The 19740-nt window shown below is 59.5% G+C and carries 11 protein-coding genes; 6 read left to right on the forward strand and 5 right to left on the reverse strand.

All coding sequences use genetic code 11. The annotated features are described in order from the left end of the window. The 4 genes from ND528_RS12150 to ND528_RS12165 form a co-directional block, all read right to left on the reverse strand. Positions 1-1220, reverse strand: a 1220-nt coding sequence (locus ND528_RS12150) for an RHS repeat domain-containing protein (protein ID WP_408005035.1), incomplete at its 3' end; no start/stop codon positions are given. Further along, complete coding sequence (locus ND528_RS12155) at positions 1217-3958, reverse strand: RHS repeat domain-containing protein (protein WP_263470414.1); 2742 nt, start codon at positions 3956-3958, stop codon at positions 1217-1219. The genes ND528_RS12150 and ND528_RS12155, both read right to left, overlap by 4 nt. Next, positions 3955-8439 carry a SpvB/TcaC N-terminal domain-containing protein gene (locus tag ND528_RS12160; protein WP_263470415.1) on the reverse strand — a complete coding sequence of 1495 codons (4485 nt, stop codon included), beginning with the start codon at positions 8437-8439 and terminating at the stop codon, positions 3955-3957. The genes ND528_RS12155 and ND528_RS12160 overlap by 4 nt, the downstream gene beginning before the upstream one ends. 199 nt (positions 8440-8638) lie before the next feature. Then, on the reverse strand, positions 8639-10162 hold the full coding sequence (locus tag ND528_RS12165) for a fumarate hydratase (RefSeq protein ID WP_007916251.1): 1524 nt from the start codon (positions 10160-10162) through the stop codon (positions 8639-8641). A 478-nt stretch (positions 10163-10640) separates the two neighbouring features. Between ND528_RS12165 and ND528_RS12170 the strand changes: the two genes are divergently transcribed. The 3 genes from ND528_RS12170 to ND528_RS12180 are packed head-to-tail and all read left to right on the forward strand — an operon-like array spanning position 10641 to position 13447. After that, a complete protein-coding gene (locus ND528_RS12170) occupies positions 10641-11747 on the forward strand; it encodes a GGDEF domain-containing protein (protein WP_263470416.1) in 1107 nt (368 codons plus the stop codon). After that, positions 11740-12675, forward strand: coding sequence for an iron-sulfur-binding ferredoxin reductase (locus tag ND528_RS12175; RefSeq protein ID WP_263470417.1), 936 nt, complete (start codon positions 11740-11742; stop codon positions 12673-12675). Before ND528_RS12170 ends, ND528_RS12175 begins: the two co-directional genes overlap by 8 nt. Positions 12676-12703: 28 nt before the next feature. Further along, entirely contained in the window at positions 12704-13447 is a 744-nt protein-coding gene (locus tag ND528_RS12180; RefSeq protein WP_263470418.1) for an enoyl-CoA hydratase-related protein, read from the forward strand. A 170-nt stretch (positions 13448-13617) separates the two neighbouring features. Here ND528_RS12180 and pyk read toward each other — a convergent pair whose 3' ends face one another. Then, complete coding sequence (gene pyk / locus ND528_RS12185) at positions 13618-15069, reverse strand: pyruvate kinase (protein ID WP_024014116.1); 1452 nt, start codon at positions 15067-15069, stop codon at positions 13618-13620. Between the two features lie 172 nt (positions 15070-15241). Here pyk and ND528_RS12190 point away from each other — a divergent pair, with 172 nt between their 5' ends. The 3 genes from ND528_RS12190 (at position 15242) to ND528_RS12200 (ending at position 19638) form a co-directional block, all read left to right on the forward strand. Beyond that, the gene (locus ND528_RS12190; protein ID WP_016773461.1) at positions 15242-15628 is read left to right on the forward strand and encodes a tetratricopeptide repeat protein; all 387 of its coding nucleotides are present in this window, start codon (positions 15242-15244) and stop codon (positions 15626-15628) included. Between the two features lie 231 nt (positions 15629-15859). Then, positions 15860-16219: a PilZ domain-containing protein gene (locus ND528_RS12195; protein WP_125917092.1), complete on the forward strand. Its 360-nt coding sequence runs from the start codon at positions 15860-15862 to the stop codon at positions 16217-16219. A gap of 335 nt (positions 16220-16554) precedes the next feature. Next, the gene (locus tag ND528_RS12200; protein ID WP_263470419.1) at positions 16555-19638 is read left to right on the forward strand and encodes a hypothetical protein; all 3084 of its coding nucleotides are present in this window, start codon (positions 16555-16557) and stop codon (positions 19636-19638) included. The last annotated feature ends 102 nt before the right edge of the window (positions 19639-19740 follow it).

Here is a 19740-nt window from a genome sequence, read left to right on the forward strand (position 1 = left end):
TGCAGGTCGAACCAGTTGCCAAAGTCCGGTTCGTCATCGCCGGTTTCCCGGCGTACTGCGCGATTGCTTTCACTGTCGATGTGCATACGCCTGGTGCGACAACCCTCGTCGCGCTGATGGCACAACTTGATCAGGTTTCCTCCCTTGTCGTAAGTGTAAGTCTGGGTGTAGTTGCGGCGGTTTTTCGGATCGGTCGGTTGCGGCAGGCCGGGGATGTCCGGGGGTAGGGCGTCGTCGTAACCGGTTGCGCGAATCAACCGGTACAAGGAGTCGTAGATGAATTCGCGATGGCCATCGACCCGCTGGTTGGCAAACCAGGTGGGTTCGAAGGCGTGGTCTTCAATGCGAATGATGTTGCCGACGCGGTCGTAGAAATATTCGAGATCCTGCAGCCTGTCTTCACCGGGTTTGTGACTTGTTTGCGTGTGCAAACGCCCGTCGGCCGGGTCGTATGTCCATTGGCTGAGCACGCCGTTGCCGGCCAGTTGCGCGATGATCTGATTGTTGGCGTTGTACTGTGCATCGAGCATCACTCGCTTGACGGAGTGCCCCTTGATCTCAAGATCCACTTGCCTGAGCTGCCCGGCAAGACCATGGCGTGATGCTCGGCGATGACCGCCGGCGTCGGTTTGCTCCAGGACAGCACCGACGGGGCTGATCATCTGGCGCGTGGTGAACGGCTCGCCATCGCGAAAGGTGCGGGTTTCTGCAATCGCCTGGCCGGTGAGGGCATAACCGGTGATTTTCAGCGATCCTGAAAAATCCGTCTGTTCGATCAACTGGCCGCGCAGGTTGCAGTCTCCATCGGCGGAACTTTCACCATAGCTGAAACTGTCGATCTGATCCCCGCTGGCTTCCTTTAGCGTTTTTACGCGTAGCAGCATGTCAAAGGTCGATTGCCAATGATGATCACGTTTGTCCCAGCGATGCAGTGGTTCGCCGGCCAGTCCCGGCAGCACCAGGCGCAAGCCCGAATCGGCGCTATCGGTGTACAGCACAGTGCCGTCGAGCGCATAGACGTTGGTGGCGTTCGCCACCGGCAGGCGCGGGTCGTACTGTGCCGCCAGGCGCCCGGCTACATCGTGGTGCTGGCAAGATACCAGAGCGCTTGGCGGATCAGCGGCTACCGAGTGCAGGTAAGCGATCTGTCGGATTGGCAGACCACGTGCGTCGATGACCGTCAACGCAGGAGTGCGCGAATGGACGGTATCGTACTTCATTGGGGTGGGTAGACATGTCTGGTGAAACGCTCGACAAAAGCCTGAAATTTCGCCCTGAACCCGGTCCTCGGTTTCGCTTCTTTGCGCAGGAAAACATTGTCTGTAAGTAAATCTTCCTTGTACCACTTCATCATGGTCTGGGTGGTTTCGATAAATCCAAGGATCTCAGTGGTCTGCTCTCGCAAGGTATCTAGCCGAATGATTTTGGCATCCTTCAAGCGGCTCTTGTCAGATAGCACGTCAGCCGAATTGATCGTGTTTTGTCCTGTTCGTCTGAAGGCCTTCTCAATATGGGTCATTCGCGAAGTAAGGGCTTGATGCCAGTCGGCGAGCATTGTTTCGATTTTTCCAATCTTGACCGGATCCAGACCATTTTGTATGTCCACCACTTCCTGCACTCGCGAACCCAGGTTAAGTGCCGCACCCGTGCCTGGAACATATGATCCGACGCCACGGCTCATCAGGATGGTGGACGCATCAGCTGGCGTAAAACTCGATGAACTCGCCGTGCCAGCGATCTTTTGATCAATGGCTTCGACGCTCATGACCGAAGTTTGTGGAATCAATGGGCTTGTCATATTTGCAAAGGACGTGAATTGAGCGACGATCGACTCGGCAATGTCGCCGTTGATGTGCGTGGCAACCATATCGACCAGGTATTTGACGGCCTCTGGCATACCGGCGGTAAGTTCTGAACCAACGAATGTGCCGCCGAAGTAACCTGCAAAGAAGCCGGCAGTGCCTATAAGTGCTTCTGCAAATCCGCTCTTGAGCAGATCCCCCCCGTATTTTCTTTGTGAAATTTTCAGCATCTTGTCCTGCGTCATAGCAGCGTGGTTGCCGAGTACCGTTGCAAACCTTGAGAAATTGACGATATCGAATCTGTCTTGGCTGTTGCCATGCACATCCACAAAAGTCAGCGGGTTGTTCCCGACGAACCCATACAGGTTCAACCCATCCACATCCCCCGCCGGATCGGCACTGATCCAGCGCTGCAACAACGGCGCGTAATAACGGGCGCCGTAGTAATACAACCCGCTGACGTCCATTTCCTTGCCGGAATACCGGATGAAGCGGTATTCGATTTCCGATTCCGGCGCCATCCACGCGGTTTCGCCGAAGGGGTAGTAGCCTTCTTCGCTGGTAACTGTCGCCTCTTCGTTCAGTTCCATCACGCAAGAGCCGAGATGGTCGTCGAGGGTGTAACGCACCTGGTTGTTTTCGGCAGGTGGATTGGTCACCCAGTGCAGGCAGCGTGCATTGCCGAGGCTGATGACGTGCAGTTCTTCGCCGTTGTCCTTGCTGCGGATTTCCAGACCGGGCAGGTAGCGGACCTGATGAAAATGGTTGGCACCCGGAGCAAAGGTTTCGTGGCGCTTGAACACTCGCACGCCCTGGCTGTAGCGGTAGTATTCGGCGTCGTTGGCGCTGTCCGGCCGCATCACCAGATCGATGTGCTCCAGCTCGTCACGCTTGTTCCAGTGCAAGGTCGGGCCGTGCCGCAGCCTGCGCTGATTGCCGTGCAGGTCGAACCAGTTGCTGAAGTCCGGTTCATCATCGCCCGTTTCCCGGCGCACACCGCGATTGCTTTGATCGTCGATGTACATGCGCCGGGTGCGACTGGCGCCGTCGCGCTGATGACGCAGTTCGATCAGGTTGCCGCCATCGTCGTAGCTGTACGTCTGGGTATAGTTGAGGCGGTTTTTTTCGGTGGGCGGTTGCGGCAGACCGGGGATGTCCGGGGGCAGGGCGTCGTCGTGACCCGTGGCGTGGATCAACCGGTACAGCGAGTCGTAGCTGAATTCGCGATGGCCATCGACCCGCTGGTTGGCGGACCAGGTCGGCTCGAAAGCGTGATCTTCGATACGAATGACGTTGCCGACGCGGTCGTAGAAATATTCGAGATCCTGCAGCCTGTCTTCACCGGGTTTGTGACTTGTTTGCGTGTGCAAACGCCCGTCGGCCGGGTCGTATGTCCATTGGCTGAGCACGCCGTTGCCGGCCAGTTGCGCGATGGTCTGATTGTTGGCGTTGTACTGTGCATCGAGCATCACTCGCTTGACGGAGTGCCCCTTGATCTCAAGATCCACTTGCCTGAGCTGCCCGGCAAGACCATGGCGTGATGCTCGGCGATGACCGCCGGCGTCGGTTTGCTCCAGGACAGCACCGACGGGGCTGATCATCTGGCGCGTGGTGAATGGCTCGTCATCATGGAAGGTTCGGGTTTCCACGAGCGTCTGGCCGGAGAGGGAGTAGCCGGTGATCTCCAGTAAACCTGAAGCATCTGTCTGCTTGTTCAACTGCCCCCGCAGGTTATGGCTTGCATCGGCATCACTCTTGCCATAGGTGAAACTCTCGCCCAGGTCCTCGCCGTGTTCCCTGAGAGTTTTCACGCGAAGCAGCGGGTCAAATGTCGATTCCCAGTGATGGCCAAGCTCATCCCAGCGCTGTAAAGGCTCGCCGGCCATGCCTGGCAGGACCAGGCGCCAGCCCGAATCGACACTATCGGTGAACAGCGTTGTGCCATTGAGCATGTAAGTGGTGGTGGCGTTCGCCATTGGCAAGCGCGGATCCTGCTGCGCCACGTGGCGCGCTGCCAGATCGTGTTGCCGGGTCGTCACCAGAGCGCTGGGTGTGGCACCGACTGCTGAGCGCAAGTAAGCGACCTGTCGGATCGGCAGGCCGCGGCCGTCGATGACCGCCAGTGACGGCGTGCGCCAATGCAGGGAGGAGGTCATGAGCCTGACTCACGAGCGGACTCTTGCTCTTCGGCGGTGTCGTTGAAATCTTCGCTGGTGTGATACCAGGGATGGTAAGTCTGGCGGGAAAAGTCGCCTTTGGCGTTGACCAGCTTGATCGGACGCCCCTGCGCGTCATAGAACAATTGGTCGAACAGCCCGAGTCTGTGCAGCGATTGATCATTGACGTAGCAGTGCCTGTTGGCAAAGAACGGCCGGTACTGGCGTATGGGCAAACCCTTGTTGTTGTATTCGACCCGTTCGCTGACGCGCCAGCGTGGATCGGCAGGCAACTCAGCGTTTTCGGCAAGCAACTCGCCAGTGTTCGGGTCCACGTCATGCGCCGGCCCCGGGTCGACCAATTGCAGGGTTTGCAATGCACGACCAAAACCGTCGACACAGGCTTTGACGATCTGGATCTGCGCATCGATCGCATCGTCGGGATAGCGGTCGGCGCTGAGTATCACGGTGTGTACAGGTTCTCGACACGCTGAGCTGATGGCCTCGAGCATCCGCTGATCATCGAGCGTCAATGTCCGGGCAAGGGTCAGCCGGCGACGTGTGCTGGCGCGAATGTGTCCGCCGGGCAGCAGGTCGCCTTGTTTGATCCCTTGGCGCCCAAGCGCCGAAGCAGGAATGGCTGCCATCCAGCTGAACAGGTTTTTGTGCAGGGTACTCGCTGCGCCCTGGACGGCCTGCGCCGGATTGGCGATGGCCCATTCCGGATGAGTGTCGGGCAACGGCCGATAGTCGCTCAGGGCATGGAAGCCGGCGGGTTTGCCATTTTCCGTACCCTGGAAACTTGTGACCAATGGCTGACCGGAAGGCTCGTAGATAACTTCTTCGAGATTGTCGTTGGCGTCGATGACTCGCAGGGGTTTCAGCGCGTGGTAATCGAATTCCGCGACGCGCACGGCACAACCGTCCGGCAACTCCATCCGCTTGATCGTCAGGTAATGACTGTCGTAAACCGCCGTGGTTATGCCATGGCTTGGCGTTTCGTTGAATGCGAGCACGTTGTAGAACGCTGGCAGGTTGCCGTAGCGAGAAAAATTGAAGCGCGACGACCAGAGATTCTGTTCGTCACTCGGCGCCGCTTCGAACAACGGCGGCATGGGCGCATAGCCAATATCCAGCAGGGCTTCACGGATGACCAGGCCTGGCACAACGCTGTAAGCGTCCAGCGCGGTCTTGTCCAGTAGCGCCAGCTCCAGAGAATGCGCCAGGGCTTCGAACCCGGCGACACCGTCATCCAGTTCGATACCGTCCACGCTCACATAGCGCTGGATCGATTGGGAAGTCAGCACCCGTTCGCTATGCCATTGCGTGGAATCCTGGTGCTCTCGCAGAAACTCGAACGATACCTGTCCCGGGTTGAGCCCGACCGGCAGATCGCCCTTGGCCAACTTCAAGGCATTGCCCTGATCCTGATAGGGCAGGCCCAATCGCCACTGTTGCGAGTCGACCAGATTGATCCGGCGTGCACGGGTTTCACTGATGTAAAAGTATTGCTGCGCTTCGTCGTGAGCGTCGGACCACCATTGATTCAGATGGTCTTCGGTGAAGGGGGGCGGGCTCTGGGCGGTCAACCTGCGCGCATAGCTCACCGTAAGTGCGTGGGTCGCGGCGCCGTAAGCGTCCCAGCGCAGGATGACATCGTGGCGGCACAGCGGGTCATTGATAAAGCCGTCGTACTGATAACTGATTGCTTCGGCCTGAAGGGGTAGCAGCACGGCTGCGGCATATTGCCCCTGCGGTCGTACCTCGCGAACCAGATAGCGCTTCTCTTCTACCGAGTACAGCGCGGCTGCACCGGGCGCCTGCGCATCGGCGCGGTAGGGGAAAATTTCTGTTCGAGCGACCGAGCCAACCAGTGCCTGCGCAATCCGATAGCGACTGTCGGACCCCTCCGGAGTGACGGGCTCATCGATTTCACCTTTGGGGTGGTAACGACTGAACAGGGTTTCGCCCAACGGGCAGGCGTCCGCGTCCGCGCTGAAATAATCGTCGCGGGAGCGATTGATTTCCTGACCGTTGTGAAACCAGGTGCATGTTTGCACTGGCTCGCTGAAGCCGGGCTCTGAAGGATCGGCTCCAACCTCGCAGTCAAGTTGCTGCAAGTAGCCGAACCCACGAAATTCCCTATCCTTGCCGTCGTAGAACCCTTCGCGCCAAGTGAACGACTGGGTCAACCGGTTGCCGGTGATCTCGTCGTGTTGCTCCTGCTTCTTCACCACGGCCAGCGGAAATGGCAGATGACATACCGGTGCACGCTCAAGTGCCAGCAGCCGCTCCTTTTCATCCAGCCATTCCTGAGCCGAGCTGCGATAAGTCACGCTGCTGGAACAGCCCATGTTGTTGTTACTGTTGACCAGCAGGTAGGGCTTGGCTGCAACAAAATCGTAGCGCCAATGCCGCGGCTGGATATGCGGCACCGTCAGAATCAGGCTGGCGCAACCGAGGCCTTGCAGGTCGGCGAAACTGACCTGGCACAAACGGTCATAGCGCACGTCTTCAGGCCACGGCACGCTGACGGGAATCTGCTCCAGGCCATTGCCGCCCCGGTTCAGGTAGATGTCGAACCCATCGGATTTGAGATAGATCAGCGCGGGCGCGCCGGAGCCATCGAGATCGGCCAGACGTACTCGCGAGGCGTCGAATTCTTCATGGGTGAAGGGCAGGGCGCTGATCTTGCGACCTTGACCGAATTTGCCATGACCAAGATTCGGCCAGCAGCGGACCTCGTCATGGCGGATGCGGCACAGCTCGGGCATGTCGCTGCCAAGCAGATTGCCCAGAAGCACCAGTTCGCTTCGCGAGTTGCTGAACACCGGCAGACGATCGTCTGCGTATTCATGGGGGATTTCCTGTGCGGCGGCGAAGCCTTTTTCGCGCAGGCTGGCATAAAGACGTACGCGGTCGGGGCTGATGCTGGCCGCTGACATCAGCCCGTCCCCGCTGAAATCCCCCATGGTCAAAGTCAGATCCTGGTGTTCCCGGGGAAACGTGTCGAACGCGCTGAACAGTTCGAATTGCCGCTGCGCATTCAACGCATGAAAACCGCAGTAACCCAACCGGGCAATGATCAGATCCAGGCGGCCGTCACCGGTCAGGTCAAGCAGTTGCGCCACGGCGCGGTTGCGATCTGCCACCGGGATCCTGTCCAGCAAAACCCATGGGTCGTAACCGATCAGTTCGGTACCAGGTGCCGCGCGTCGCGGTTCTCGGTAATACCAGGCGTTGTCGTAGCGGCAGAGAAAGCCCGGCACGCCCTCGCCATACAGATCGACGCATTGATAGAACCCGCCGTCTTCGATGCCCGGTTGAGTCTCGTTTTCCAACAGCCGGGCAGGGGTTTTATTGATCTCGAAAGGCGAGTAGTCGAATTCCACCGGTGGAGTGTGTTCGACATTGCCTTGGCCATCGAACGCCTGATAGTGCGCTGCAGTGATCTGGCTGTAAGCCCACTGCGCAATGTTCTGGAACGGTCGATATTCCAGCAGCAGGCGACGTGCAAGTTTTACCTCTGTCGCCAGGCCCCCGGGGAAGTGATGAAACATCAACACTTGCTGGCAGAGCCTGCGGGTGCTCAGCTCAAAACCCTGCCCATAGCTGGAAAACGGATCCGGTCGCAGCCGCCAGCGGTTCACTTCCTCGTAGCTCGGAATCTCCGTCAGCGAATTGCTGCGTTCGCCGTAATCGAACACCAGTTGAAAATGCCATGGCAGATCCGTCGGTCGGTCAGTGTCCCAGCTGTAAAGGTGATCGCTCGCCGTGGCATTGCCGTAACACACCCGTCGCAGATAACGCTGGGCGCGATAGTCGTGAATCGGGTCTTGTTCGTCAGGCTGATCGTCGGGTTTGTATTCGTAGCAGATGTGTTCGCCATGGGCGTTCATGCTTTCACACAGCAGCCAATTGCTGATGCGCGATTCGTCGTCGGGGTCGGCACGGCGTGAGGCGGTGGTTTTGCCGTAGACGTGCAATGTGCCGTCGGCGCCGTGTACCAGCCAGAAGGGCGCTCCACCGTCAGCCGGTTGCCAGCGTTCGCGTAGCGAGAAATCACCCTCGATACGCGCCCGGTAAGACACGACATCATGGGCAGCAATGACGACATCCCGGTAGGTTTGCTCCCTGCGCGATTTCAGCTTCCCGTCATCATCCAGCTCGGGCATCCACACTTCACCGTCGTGACCGATGATTTCGTCGTGCTCGCTGTAGCGCGGTACGCCCTTGTTGGTGCGTCTGCTGATTTGACTCAGACCGAGATTCCAGCCCAGGCCAAACGCGCTGTTACCGCTCTGGCTGCTGCACGAAAGCGTCATTTGCGGATCAAAACCGCGCCCAACGCTCGCAGGGATCGGCAGTTCGAACCCCGCTGTGCCCGTGGGCCCTACAGCGCTCCAGCTCTTGCCGATCGTGGCTATCGATGAACTCTTGGCGATGGCCGGTGCGGTGATGCTCAAATCTTGGTCGGGCATGGTCGAATCCATAGCGCGCAGCGTGGGCGTGTTGGATCGACGCTAACAAGAAAAGGCCAAAGATGAACCTGTCAGATCTGACAGGTGCACAAGATCATTTTGTATGCACCGGCAGCTTTTTTATCGCGATCGGTTTGCACATGTGAAAACGGCCGGTCCATCGCTGCGGATGGCCGGCCGTTTCATGCAAGCGAAGGGCTTACTGCACTTCCACCGCCAGGCTTTCGCTGATCTTCTGCTGCCAGATCGCCGGGCCAGTGATGTGTACCGACTCACCTTTGCTGTCCACCGCAACGGTGACCGGCATGTCCTTGACCTCGAACTCGTAGATCGCTTCCATGCCCAGCTCGGCAAATGCCAGCACCTTGGACTTCTTGATCGCTTGCGCCACCAGGTAAGCAGCGCCGCCGACGGCCATCAGGTACACGGCTTTGTTGTCCTTGATCGCTTCGATCGCGGTAGGGCCGCGCTCGGACTTGCCGATCATGCCCAGCAGGCCTGTCTGCTCGAGGATCTGGCGGGTGAACTTGTCCATCCGCGTTGCGGTGGTCGGGCCGGCCGGGCCAACCACTTCGTCACCGACCGGATCAACCGGGCCGACGTAGTAGATGAAGCGACCCTTGAGGTCGACCGGCAGGGTTTCACCCTTGTTGAGCATCTCGACCATGCGCTTGTGCGCGGCGTCGCGACCGGTGAGCATCTTGCCGTTGAGCAGCACGGTTTCGCCCGGTTTCCAGCTCTGCACGTCTTCCGGGGTCAGGGTGTCGAGGTTGACGCGACGCGCCGACGGGCCGGCTTCCCAGACGATTTCCGGATAGGCGTCCAGCGGTGGCGCTTCCAGCGAGGCCGGGCCGGAACCGTCGAGCACGAAGTGTGCGTGACGGGTGGCAGCGCAGTTGGGGATCATGCACACCGGCAGGGAAGCGGCGTGAGTCGGATAATCCATGATCTTCACGTCGAGCACGGTGGTCAGGCCACCAAGGCCCTGGGCACCGATGCCCAACTGGTTGACCTTCTCGAACAGCTCCAGACGCATTTCTTCGATGCGGTTCTGCGGGCCACGGGCCTTGAGCTCGTGAATGTCGATGGATTCCATCAACACTTCCTTGGCCATCACCGCGGCTTTCTCGGCGGTGCCGCCGATGCCGATACCCAGCATGCCCGGTGGGCACCAGCCGGCGCCCATGGTCGGCACGGTCTTCAATACCCAGTCGACGATCGAGTCGGACGGGTTGAGCATGGCCATTTTCGACTTGTTCTCGGAACCGCCGCCCTTGGCCGCCACGTCCACTTCCACGGTGTTGCCCGGGACGATGGAGTAGTGGATAACGGCCGGGGTGTTGTCCTTGGTGTTCTTGCGAGCACCCGCCGGGTCGGCGAGGATCGAGGCACGCAGGACGTTTTCCGGCAGGTTGTAGGCGCGACGCACGCCTTCGTTGATCATGTCGTCCAGGCCCATGGTGGCGCCGTCCCAACGCACGTCCATGCCGACACGGACAAACACGGTGACGATACCGGTGTCCTGGCAGATCGGGCGGTGGCCGGTGGCGCACATGCGCGAGTTGATCAGGATCTGCGCCATCGAATCACGGGCCGCTGGCGATTCTTCGCGCAGGTAGGCTTCGTGCATCGCCTGGATGAAATCCACGGGGTGGTAATAGGAAATGAACTGCAGGGCGTCGGCAACGCTCTGAATCAGGTCATCTTGCTTGATCACGGTCATGAGTCGCGCTCCTCTAAAACACGATGGGGCAGCTACAAGCTTCTAGCTTCGAGCGGCAAGTTAAGCATTACGCGGACAGCTTGAGCTTGCCGCTTGAGGCTTGCGGCTGTCCCTTTGTGGCGCGACGCTAAAAAGGCGCGGCAGTATACCGCGGCTCGGTGGTGGGCACACATTGGCTTTTGGTCGGATGCCCCGTGGCGAGGGGATTTATCCCCGCTCGGCTGCGCAGCAGCCGTAAAACCTCTGCGCTTGGCGTGAATGAAAGATTGCAAGGGGCCACTTCGCAGCCCATCGAAGATAAATCCACTCACCACAGGGACCTGGTGCGGGCATCAATGCAGCTCAATCAGGTCATGCATTTGACGTCAATTTTCGAGCCCGAAAATCGGTGGTCATTTAGCGACCGGCCCTCTAAAGTGGCATCCGGTCTGTAGAGTAGGACACTCGGTCAGCCTCCTATCGCACGGTGAGTCAACGATTGACCCATAACGCCATTCAACGCCTTCTGCTCAAACGCTTCGCCCTCGCTGCGGCCACCTACGGATTGGCTTTGCTGCTGCTGTGGCTGGCGTTTTTCACCGGGCATTATCAGCAATCGCTCAGTGGAGTGGCCGTCGGCAGCGCGCTGGTGGTCATCAGTCAGGCGAGCCTTTTCGCCATGTTCTGGAGCGGGCGCAACCAGCGCTTCGCCGACCCCAGCCTGACCGAAGCGCAAGTGCTGATGGGCCTCGGCTGGCAGACTTGGCTGATCGCCCATGTCGACGAGGCACGCGGTGCGTTTCTGGTGTTCTATGTGCTGATCCTGCTGTTCGGCCTGTTCCATCTCACCCGACGGGTGTTCATCCGCTGCGCGCTGCTGGTGTTCTTCAGTTTCTCCGCGATTACCCTGTGGGACGCTTACCACTTCCGCTTGGCCGAGCCTGCGCTCGCGGCGTTGCAAGTGTGCATTCTGGCAATGGTTTTGGCGTGGCTGGTGCTTTACGCACGTTTTGTCCAGGTCTCGCGGCAACGTCAGCGTCAGCGCCGGTTCGCCTTGCAGGCGCATCAGGACACCCTGCGCGGGATGATGCGCCAGCTTGAAGACCTGGTTGCCACCGACGAACTGACCGGGCTGTTCAATCGCCGGCATTTCCTGCGCATCGCCTCCCGCGAGCTCAACGCGTTGGACGGCGACGTAATGCACGGGCTGGCGCTGATCGATCTGGACCACTTCAAACGCATCAACGACCTGCACGGCCACGCCGCCGGCGATCAGGTATTGCAGGCGTTTGCCGGTGTGGCGCAAGCCTGCCTGCGCGACGGCGATGTGCTGGCGCGCTATGGTGGCGAGGAATTCGTGGTGCTGGTGCCCGACTGTGATGCCGAACGCCTGACCGCGTGTTGCGAGCGTTTGCGCATCGCCTTCAGCGAGGTGGAGTTGATGGGCCTGCAAGTGCGCAACCTGAGCCTGTCGGCGGGCATGACCCTGCTGGCCGTAGGCGATGATCTGGACGAAGCGTTGCAGCGCGCCGATCAGGCGCTGTATCGGGCCAAGCGCGACGGGCGCAATCGTTGTGCCGCCGCGTGGGAGAACATCGATGCCTGAATTGCGTGTCGGTGAGCGGCAGTGGACGGTTGAGCCGGGCAGCAATCTGCTTGATGCCCTCAATCAGAACGGCGTTGCCGTGCCCTACAGCTGTCGCGCCGGCAGTTGCCACGCCTGTCTGGTGCAATGCGTGCAAGGCCTGCCCACTGACAATCGTCCGGACGCCTTGAGTGCCGAACAGCGCCAGCAGGGTTGGCGGCTGGCCTGCCAATGCCAGGTGAGCGAAGACTTGCAAGTGCACACCTTCGACCCGATTACTGACGGCCTCCCGGCCGTGGTCGAGGCGCTGGACTGGCTCAGCGACAGCGTTCTGCGCCTGCGCCTGACCCCGCAGCGGCCACTGCGCTACAGCGCCGGCCAGCATCTGGTGCTGTGGATCGGCCACATTGCTCGTCCGTATTCACTGGCGAGCCTGCCGCAAGAAGACCGCTTCCTCGAGTTTCACCTCGATTGCCGTCAGCCCGGCGAATTCATCGATGCCGCACGCCGGCTGCAGATCGGCGACGCGATCCGCCTTGGCGAACTGCGCGGCGGCGCCTTGCATTACGATGCGGACTGGCACGCCCGGCCACTGTGGCTGCTGGCCGCCGGTACCGGTTTAGGCCCGTTGTTCGGTGTGCTGCGCGAAGCCTTGCGGCAGGATCACCAAGGCGCCATCCGTGTCATTCACCTGGCCCATGACGAGCGCGAGCACTATCTGGCCAAACCCCTTGCCGCGCTGGCCGCGCAGCGTGAAAACCTCAGCGTCGAGCTGTGGACAGCGACCGACTCAGCCGCCGCTTTGGCGCAACTGCGCCTTGTTTCTCGGCAAACCCTGGCCTTAGTCTGCGGCTCGACAGCCAGTGTCGACGCGTTCGCCAAGCGTCTGTATCTGGCCGGATTGCCGCGCAATCAACTGCTGGCCGACGTGTTTGTCAGCCGTAGTTGAGCGCTGATTTTCAGACGCGAGACACGCCATGACCGAAGCCATCCTGCTGGAACGCGAACGCGGTTTGCTGACCCTGCGCCTCAACCGCCCGGACAAGAAAAACGCCCTGACCCGCGCCATGTACGGCCGCCTCGCCGAAGCATTGAAACAGGCTGACAGCGACCCGGAAATCAATGCCGTGCTGATCACTGGCAGTGCCGAGTGTTTCACCGCTGGGAATGACATCGCCGACTTCATCGAACAACCGCCGAGCGACCTCGACAGCCCGGTGTTCCACTTCATGCTCAACCTGCTCGAATGCCGCAAACCAGTGATCGCCGCCGTCGCCGGTGCAGCGGTGGGCATCGGAACGACAATGCTGCTGCATTGCGATCTGGTCTATGCAAGCCGCGACGCCTGGCTGCGCATGCCGTTCGTCAACCTCGGCTTGTGCCCCGAGTTCGGTTCCAGCCTGATCCTGCCGCGCTTGCTGGGGCAGGCGAAAGCGGCTGAGTTACTGTTGCTGGGTGAAGGCTTCAGTGGTGAGCAGGCAGCGCAGTGGGGGATTGCCACCCAAGCGCTGGACAGCGGTGAAGCGGCCTTGAGCAAGGCTCGGGAAGTGGCCCTGCGTTTCGATGAACTGCCGGCCGAGGCGGTGCGCATCAGCAAGCAATTGATGCGAGCGCCGGATCGGGAGTTGCTGCGAAAAGTGATCGAGGAGGAGGGCGCGTTGTTCACCCAGCGCTTGCGTTCGCCGGAGGCGGTGGCGGCGTTGAGCGGTTTTTTTCGCTGAATCTTGAGACGCTTTCGCGAGCAGGCTCGCTCCCACATTTGAAATGCAATCTCCTGTGGGAGCGAGCCTGCTCGCGAAAGGGCCTTACCAGACAAAGTATCTGTTGAATCTCAAGCAAAAAAGCCCCGCCATTCACATGGCGGGGCTTTTGCGTTTCAGCTGCCGGTCACTCAGACCTGCGGATCACCGACATGCAGGATCTTCATGCCGTTGGTACCGCCGGTGGTGTGGTAGCTGTCGCCCTTGGTCAGGATGACCCAGTCGCCTTTTTCCACGACGCCGCGCTTGGTCAGCTCGTCGATGGCTTTCTGGCTGACTTCGTGCGGTTCCAGCGAGGCCGGGTCGAACGGGATGGTGTAGACGCCACGGAACATCGCGGCGCGGGCCTGGGCTTCGCGGTGCGGGGTGAACGCGTAGATCGGCACCGAGGAGCGGATACGCGACATGATCAGCGGGGTGAAGCCGCTTTCAGTCAAGGCGATGATCGCTTTGACGCCCGGGAAGTGGTTGGCGGTGTACATGGTCGCCAGCGCGATGCTTTCGTCGCAACGGCTGAATTCTTTGCCGATGCGGTGGCTGGACGTCTTGCCGGTCGGGTGTTTCTCGGCGCCGACGCAGATGCGCGCCATCGCCTGCACGGCTTCCAGCGGGTAGAGACCAGCGGCGGATTCTGCCGAGAGCATCACGGCGTCGGTGTAGTCGAGCACGGCGTTGGCCACGTCGGACACTTCGGCGCGGGTTGGCATCGGGTTCTGGATCATCGACTCCATCATCTGCGTCGCCACGATCACAGCCTTGTTGTGGCGACGTGCGTGCAGAATGATTTTCTTCTGAATGCCTACCAGCTCGGCATCGCCGATTTCCACACCGAGGTCGCCACGGGCAACCATCACTGCGTCGGAAGCCTTGATCAGGCCATCGAGGGTTTCGTCGTCGGCCACGGCTTCGGCGCGTTCGATCTTCGCCACCAGCCAGGCAGTGCCGCCGGCTTCGTCACGCAGTTGACGGGCGTATTCCATGTCGGCGGCGTCACGCGGGAAGGACACCGCGAGGTAGTCGACTTCCATTTCGGCGGCGAGCTTGATGTCGGCCTTGTCTTTTTCAGTCAGCGCCGGGGCAGTCAGACCACCACCGCGACGGTTGATGCCTTTGTGGTCGGACAGCGGGCCGCCGATGGTCACCACGCAATGCAGCTCGGTGGCAGTGGCGGTTTCAACACGCATCACCACGCGGCCGTCGTCGAGCAGCAGCTCGTCGCCCACGCCGCAGTCCTTGACCAGATCCGGGTAGTCGATGCCGACCACTTGCTGGTTGCCTTCGGTCAACGGATGGCTGGTGGAGAAGGTGAACTTGTCACCGATCTTCAGCTCGATCTTCTTGTTGGCGAATTTGGCGATACGAATTTTCGGGCCTTGCAGGTCGCCGAGCAGGGCGACGAAGCGGCCGTGCTTGGCAGCGAGGTCACGCACCAGTTTCGCGCGAGCCTTGTGCTCGTCGGGGGTGCCGTGGGAGAAGTTCAGACGGGCAACGTCCAGACCAGCCAGAATCAGCTGTTCGAGAACTTCCGGCGAGTTACTGGCCGGGCCAAGGGTAGCGACGATTTTGGTACGACGGACGGACATGCAAAGACTCCTGAGTTCAAGCGCAGGCAGAGGCTACTATGCTCGAAGGGTGTAGTCATTGTTCGAATGCACTACTTATCGTTTTCTTTATTGAACGTGGCAACTTCGGGACAAACGCGCCTGAAGATTTTCGACCAGGGGTCGATACAGAGCACAAGACAGGAGAACCCCCATGCGATTGTTGCCCATTGCCGCCCTTGCCCTCAGCGTCCTCGCCGCGACGGGCTGCACCCGTTGGTCGATGAACCATCATTTGAACAACGCCTACAGCGCCTATGAACGTGGCAATTGCGAGCAGGTCATGCTCGAACTGTCCAAGGTCGAACGCGCCAGCCGCGCCCGCCCGTACGTATGGCCGGAAGTGTCGATGATGCGCGGCCAGTGCCTGGAACGGCAGAAGCTCTACATCGACGCGGTGCAGACCTACCAGTTCATCATCGCTTCGTACCCCAACAGCGAATACGCCTACCGCGCCCGCGCCCGTCTGGAAACCCTGCAGAGCCTGGGCCATTACCCGACACGCAGTGCCGCTGCGGTGGTGCGGCCGACACGCTTCTGACGGTACTGTCGTACAAAATCTGGCTGTCTGTACAAGCTCCGCTATAGTCAAGGAAACCGCTTGCGAGGCTTGTCTCGATGGCGGCGCAACACCTGCGACTGGCAGTGGTAAAAGTGACGGCGATTGTCGCGACCGTCACACCGGAAGCGGGGAGAGCGGGCCTGCCTACAGGCTCGTTCCGAAGCACAGGTGCGGCTCCCTGGCGGAGCCCTGCATGGCGTACAGCACATCATGTTTACCGACCGCCGGATCGAACGGCACCAGTTGCCGTATTACCTCAGAGTGTTCAATAGCATCACCGACAAACCCGTCGGCTTTCTCGGCAACGTGTCTGCGGACGGGCTGATGCTGATCAGCCAGTTGCCGATGATGATCGGGGCAGATTTTCAGTTACGCCTCAAAGTCCCCGCCCGCGATGGCAGCCAGCAAGTCATCGATTTCAGCGCCTGCTGCGTGTGGTGCCATGAAGACGCCACGCCGTTGCACTACGACGCTGGTTTCATCCTGCGGCGTGCGCCGGCGGAGTTCGGCGAGCTGGTGCTGGCGTTAAAGCAATACTTCAGTTTTCAGCCATTGCCGGCTTCTGCCTGAACAGCAAAAGATCGCAGCCTTCGGCAGCTCCTACATTTGGAATGCGTTCCCCCTGTAGGAGCTGCCGAAGGCTGCGATCTTTTGATCTTGACGTCATGCCACCGCGATTGCCCGCTCCTGATCCAGCGCCTTCTCCGCCAGCAATAACCCCATCTCGCAGGTAACGGCGCAGTCCGCTGTAGCGGTGCATCTTCGGCTGAAGGGCGTCAGCAGGTTGCAGTGCGGAAAAAGTTACCGTTAGTCGGGACTGTCAGAGTTGACAGGTGTGCCTTTCCATAAGGATCGATTCAACTAAGTGAGGAATAACACAATCCACTTCCCCGAGGTTGACGATGATGGATGACCATTCGAATGATGAACATAACCTGCCGGGTGAAGAATCGATCAAAGCTCAGGGGCAATCCGATAGAGCTGATAAAGAAGAAAACCCTGGCGCCCTGCTAACGCTCCGAGAGTTCAGCTACCCCCGAAGTGGAGCGGTCGGGGATTTGAAGAAACGTTTCATCACCACACTGTCTGGTCCTGCAGAAAAGCTCAAAGTTCATTATAAGGATGGCAGCAGTAACAATTATATAGAAGAGGAATGGGCGGTTGGCTCGGGTGTTATAACTCTTCCTCCTGATGTACGCCGCAGAGCTGGCAGCACCGCTATTCATTACGCTATATACAGGAATGGGGGTTGGAGTGACTGGTACGACTCCGGCTGGTTTTATATGTTCGATGCACCATTTATCGCCTTTCCTGTTAATAACAGTGTAATCAAGGCAGGCGATGTGACCGTCAGCGGTACCATCAGTGCAGGGGCATCAACTCTCCGGGTTTTTGATGCACCGGAAACGCCACTGAGTTCACCCGTCCAGAACGTACAAGGCGGTCGGTTCAACATACCCTTGGGTCAACTTTCACAAGGCAACTACCGGATTTTTGTCAGAGAGCGGGTAGTTCCCTGTCTACCTGGGGATCTTGACTCGGATATTGTTGCTTTCTCCGTGATTGATCGCGTCCAGATAACTTCAATACGCGAGGGCTCGACAAGCGTCGAAGGTGCAACCATTCACGGTAGTGGAGCACTGCCGGACGCTACAGTCGAAGTCTACGGATTGGACTTGGGCGACGTGGTGCTTCATGCCACGGTTAACCCCGATGGTACCTGGAGTACAAGCGCACATCGCTTTGAACCCAAAAAGACCATGTTTATTGCTATTCAGGTTTTACGCGGTGTCAGCTCAAAAGTAAGTTTCATCTACGAGTTTACATTTTCGGGTCCCCCGATCATTACCGGACCTGCGCCATTGCAAGAGCAAGCTTTTTCACTGGACGGCGAAAGAGGTCGGGCTGGTGCCGTGTTGAAGGTATATGAGGATTTGGCAGCGGGCCCCGTCTACGGAACCGCGACTGTGCCGCCAGGTCACCAGCCGTGGACGGTGGCGGTCAAGGACATTCGCCCAGGCCCCATCAGCCTGGTTGTCGAAGACTCTATTCTCGGTCGCGGTGCATGGCGAGCCTTCAGGATTCGCCCTCCCAAACCTGAGTTACCAGTGATCGGTTTTCCAGACAATTCAACGGTGACGTTCTCAGGCAAGGGCCACTACGATCCCGACTTCCCTACGCGAATCCAGTTCACAGTGAAAACAGGCGAGGGGAATGCGCCAGCTGTTGCCGTGGTGCAAAACGACGGTACGTGGGCTACCACCGCAACGGGCTGGGAATTGGGCCGCCGTACACTCGTGGCGATTCAACAGATTGCCGACAATACCGGAGGCTGGATCGACTCGTTGCCTTTTGAATTCGACGTCGAAAAGAAGCTGTCCCCCGTCAGCAATGTAACTCACACCGACGACTACCAACCTACCTTCAGCGGTGCAGGCATCACCGACGCTACCGTCAAAATATGGCTGACTCAAAGTGAGCTCGCTGCGCCTGATGCACCGGTCAGTAATCGGCGATGGTCGACGCAAGCATCGACCCTTTGGGGTCCGACGAACAATCAGAAAGTATTCATCCAGCAAATACTCAACGGCTTTGAAAGCTGGCTGGATTATCACGTCAGCATTGCGCCTCGCGAACCCGGTCTCGATGCCCCTCCCGAGGACGGACTAACGCCGATCTTCAGCGGCACGTGCTGGCCAGACGCACTGGTGAATATTACGTTCAGCGATAGCGGTTGCTCATTTGCAGCGCAGGTGATCGGGGATAAATGGACCTTTCAGCGCCCGACTCCGTTTACGGATGGAGTGCTCTACACCATCGAAGCGACGCAGACCGTCGTCGGACTTGCATCGAAGCCTGGCTCCCTGGAATTCAAGGTTTACCTGGAGCGGCTCCAGCCCGCGATCAGAACGCCGCTGCCCAAACAGGAAACCGACAGCGATCTGACGGTGACCGGTGACTTCGGCATGGCAGGCGCTTCGATGCAGCTGTGGGATCTACAGGAAGGAAAGCGCTTGGGCGATCCAGTGGTTCTCGGGCAGGACGGTCCCTGGTCGGTACCTCTCACCGGACTCGCCATCAAGACGTGGTTCATCACCGCGCAGCAGACCCTCAACGGTCGGGCGTCGAAGGACAGTGAGGTGCGCGAGTTCGACGTCGTGGTGATGCCACCCGAGTTTATGCACCCGCAACCTGGAGGCGATCTGGCGCGCAGGGCAACTCTCTCGGGTACGGGGCGGCGAGAGGGGTTGGTTACGGTTTGGCGCCGCGGGCTCGATGAGCCATTGTTGCGCGATGTCCAGATCGGTGTGGACGGTGTGTGGGATGCCGGCGTTTCGTTGGAGGTCGGAGACGAAATCCTTTGGGCAACTCAGACGTTCGAGAGCAGAACCTCAAAACCAAGCCTCGATCTGCCGTGTCGGGTCGTACCCGTCGCGGTGACCCCTGAATCGCCCACTCCCGAAGAATTCCTTGGCGCTACGGTGACGGTGTCCGGGTTCGGCGTTTCTGGCGACCGGATCACGCTCAAGCGCGGGGAATCCGTATTGGGCACGGCCTCGGTGCTAGACGACGCAAGCTGGTCAATCCCCGCAACGCTGGAGCCACCCGATGGGGCTGTCACATTGAGCGTTGTGGCCTCCAACGGTGGATACCACTCGGCCCCCAGCGAGTGGGAATGTCAGCTAAGGCTCTTTCTTCCGCAATTCATATATCCAGGGCCAGGCCATTGGGTTTCTCCCGTGGCGGCCTTCACAGGTTCGGGCATACCGGGCATCGGCACGCTCATGAGCTGGTACAGCCCGGATGTCGTACTTGCCGGCCCCATTACCGTCACTGACGCAGGCTGGACGGCCACTCCGACGATGCCGTTGCACAGTGGCGCCCAGTGGTGCCGTTTCCGGCAAATATCCAGCACAGGGACGCCAATATCAGACGATGCAGAAAGTGGACGTTTTGATGTGCGTGTCGAGTCGCCAGACAACTCTTGAACGCAGTTCCGATGAACGGTCGTAAAAACTGTCATTTATGACAGTGGACTCTATCTGTTTCGAAGCGCTGAATGGTCTGTATCAACCGATGCCGGCAAGGTT

The organism is Pseudomonas mercuritolerans, from assembly GCF_025706525.1.
GTDB classification, from domain to species: Bacteria; Pseudomonadota; Gammaproteobacteria; order Pseudomonadales; family Pseudomonadaceae; genus Aquipseudomonas; species Aquipseudomonas mercuritolerans.

Coding starts and splice junctions, on each gene's coding strand:
- ND528_RS12155 (WP_263470414.1), bottom strand. CDS start 3,958: ATGACCTCCTCCCTGCATTGGCGCACGCCGTCACTGGCGGTCATCGAC.
- ND528_RS12160 (WP_263470415.1), bottom strand. CDS start 8,439: ATGCCCGACCAAGATTTGAGCATCACCGCACCGGCCATCGCCAAGAGT.
- ND528_RS12165 (WP_007916251.1), bottom strand. CDS start 10,162: ATGACCGTGATCAAGCAAGATGACCTGATTCAGAGCGTTGCCGACGCC.
- ND528_RS12175 (WP_263470417.1), top strand. CDS start 11,740: ATGCCTGAATTGCGTGTCGGTGAGCGGCAGTGGACGGTTGAGCCGGGC.
- ND528_RS12180 (WP_263470418.1), top strand. CDS start 12,704: ATGACCGAAGCCATCCTGCTGGAACGCGAACGCGGTTTGCTGACCCTG.
- pyk (WP_024014116.1), bottom strand. CDS start 15,069: ATGTCCGTCCGTCGTACCAAAATCGTCGCTACCCTTGGCCCGGCCAGT.
- ND528_RS12190 (WP_016773461.1), top strand. CDS start 15,242: ATGCGATTGTTGCCCATTGCCGCCCTTGCCCTCAGCGTCCTCGCCGCG.
- ND528_RS12195 (WP_125917092.1), top strand. CDS start 15,860: ATGTTTACCGACCGCCGGATCGAACGGCACCAGTTGCCGTATTACCTC.
- ND528_RS12200 (WP_263470419.1), top strand. CDS start 16,555: ATGGATGACCATTCGAATGATGAACATAACCTGCCGGGTGAAGAATCG.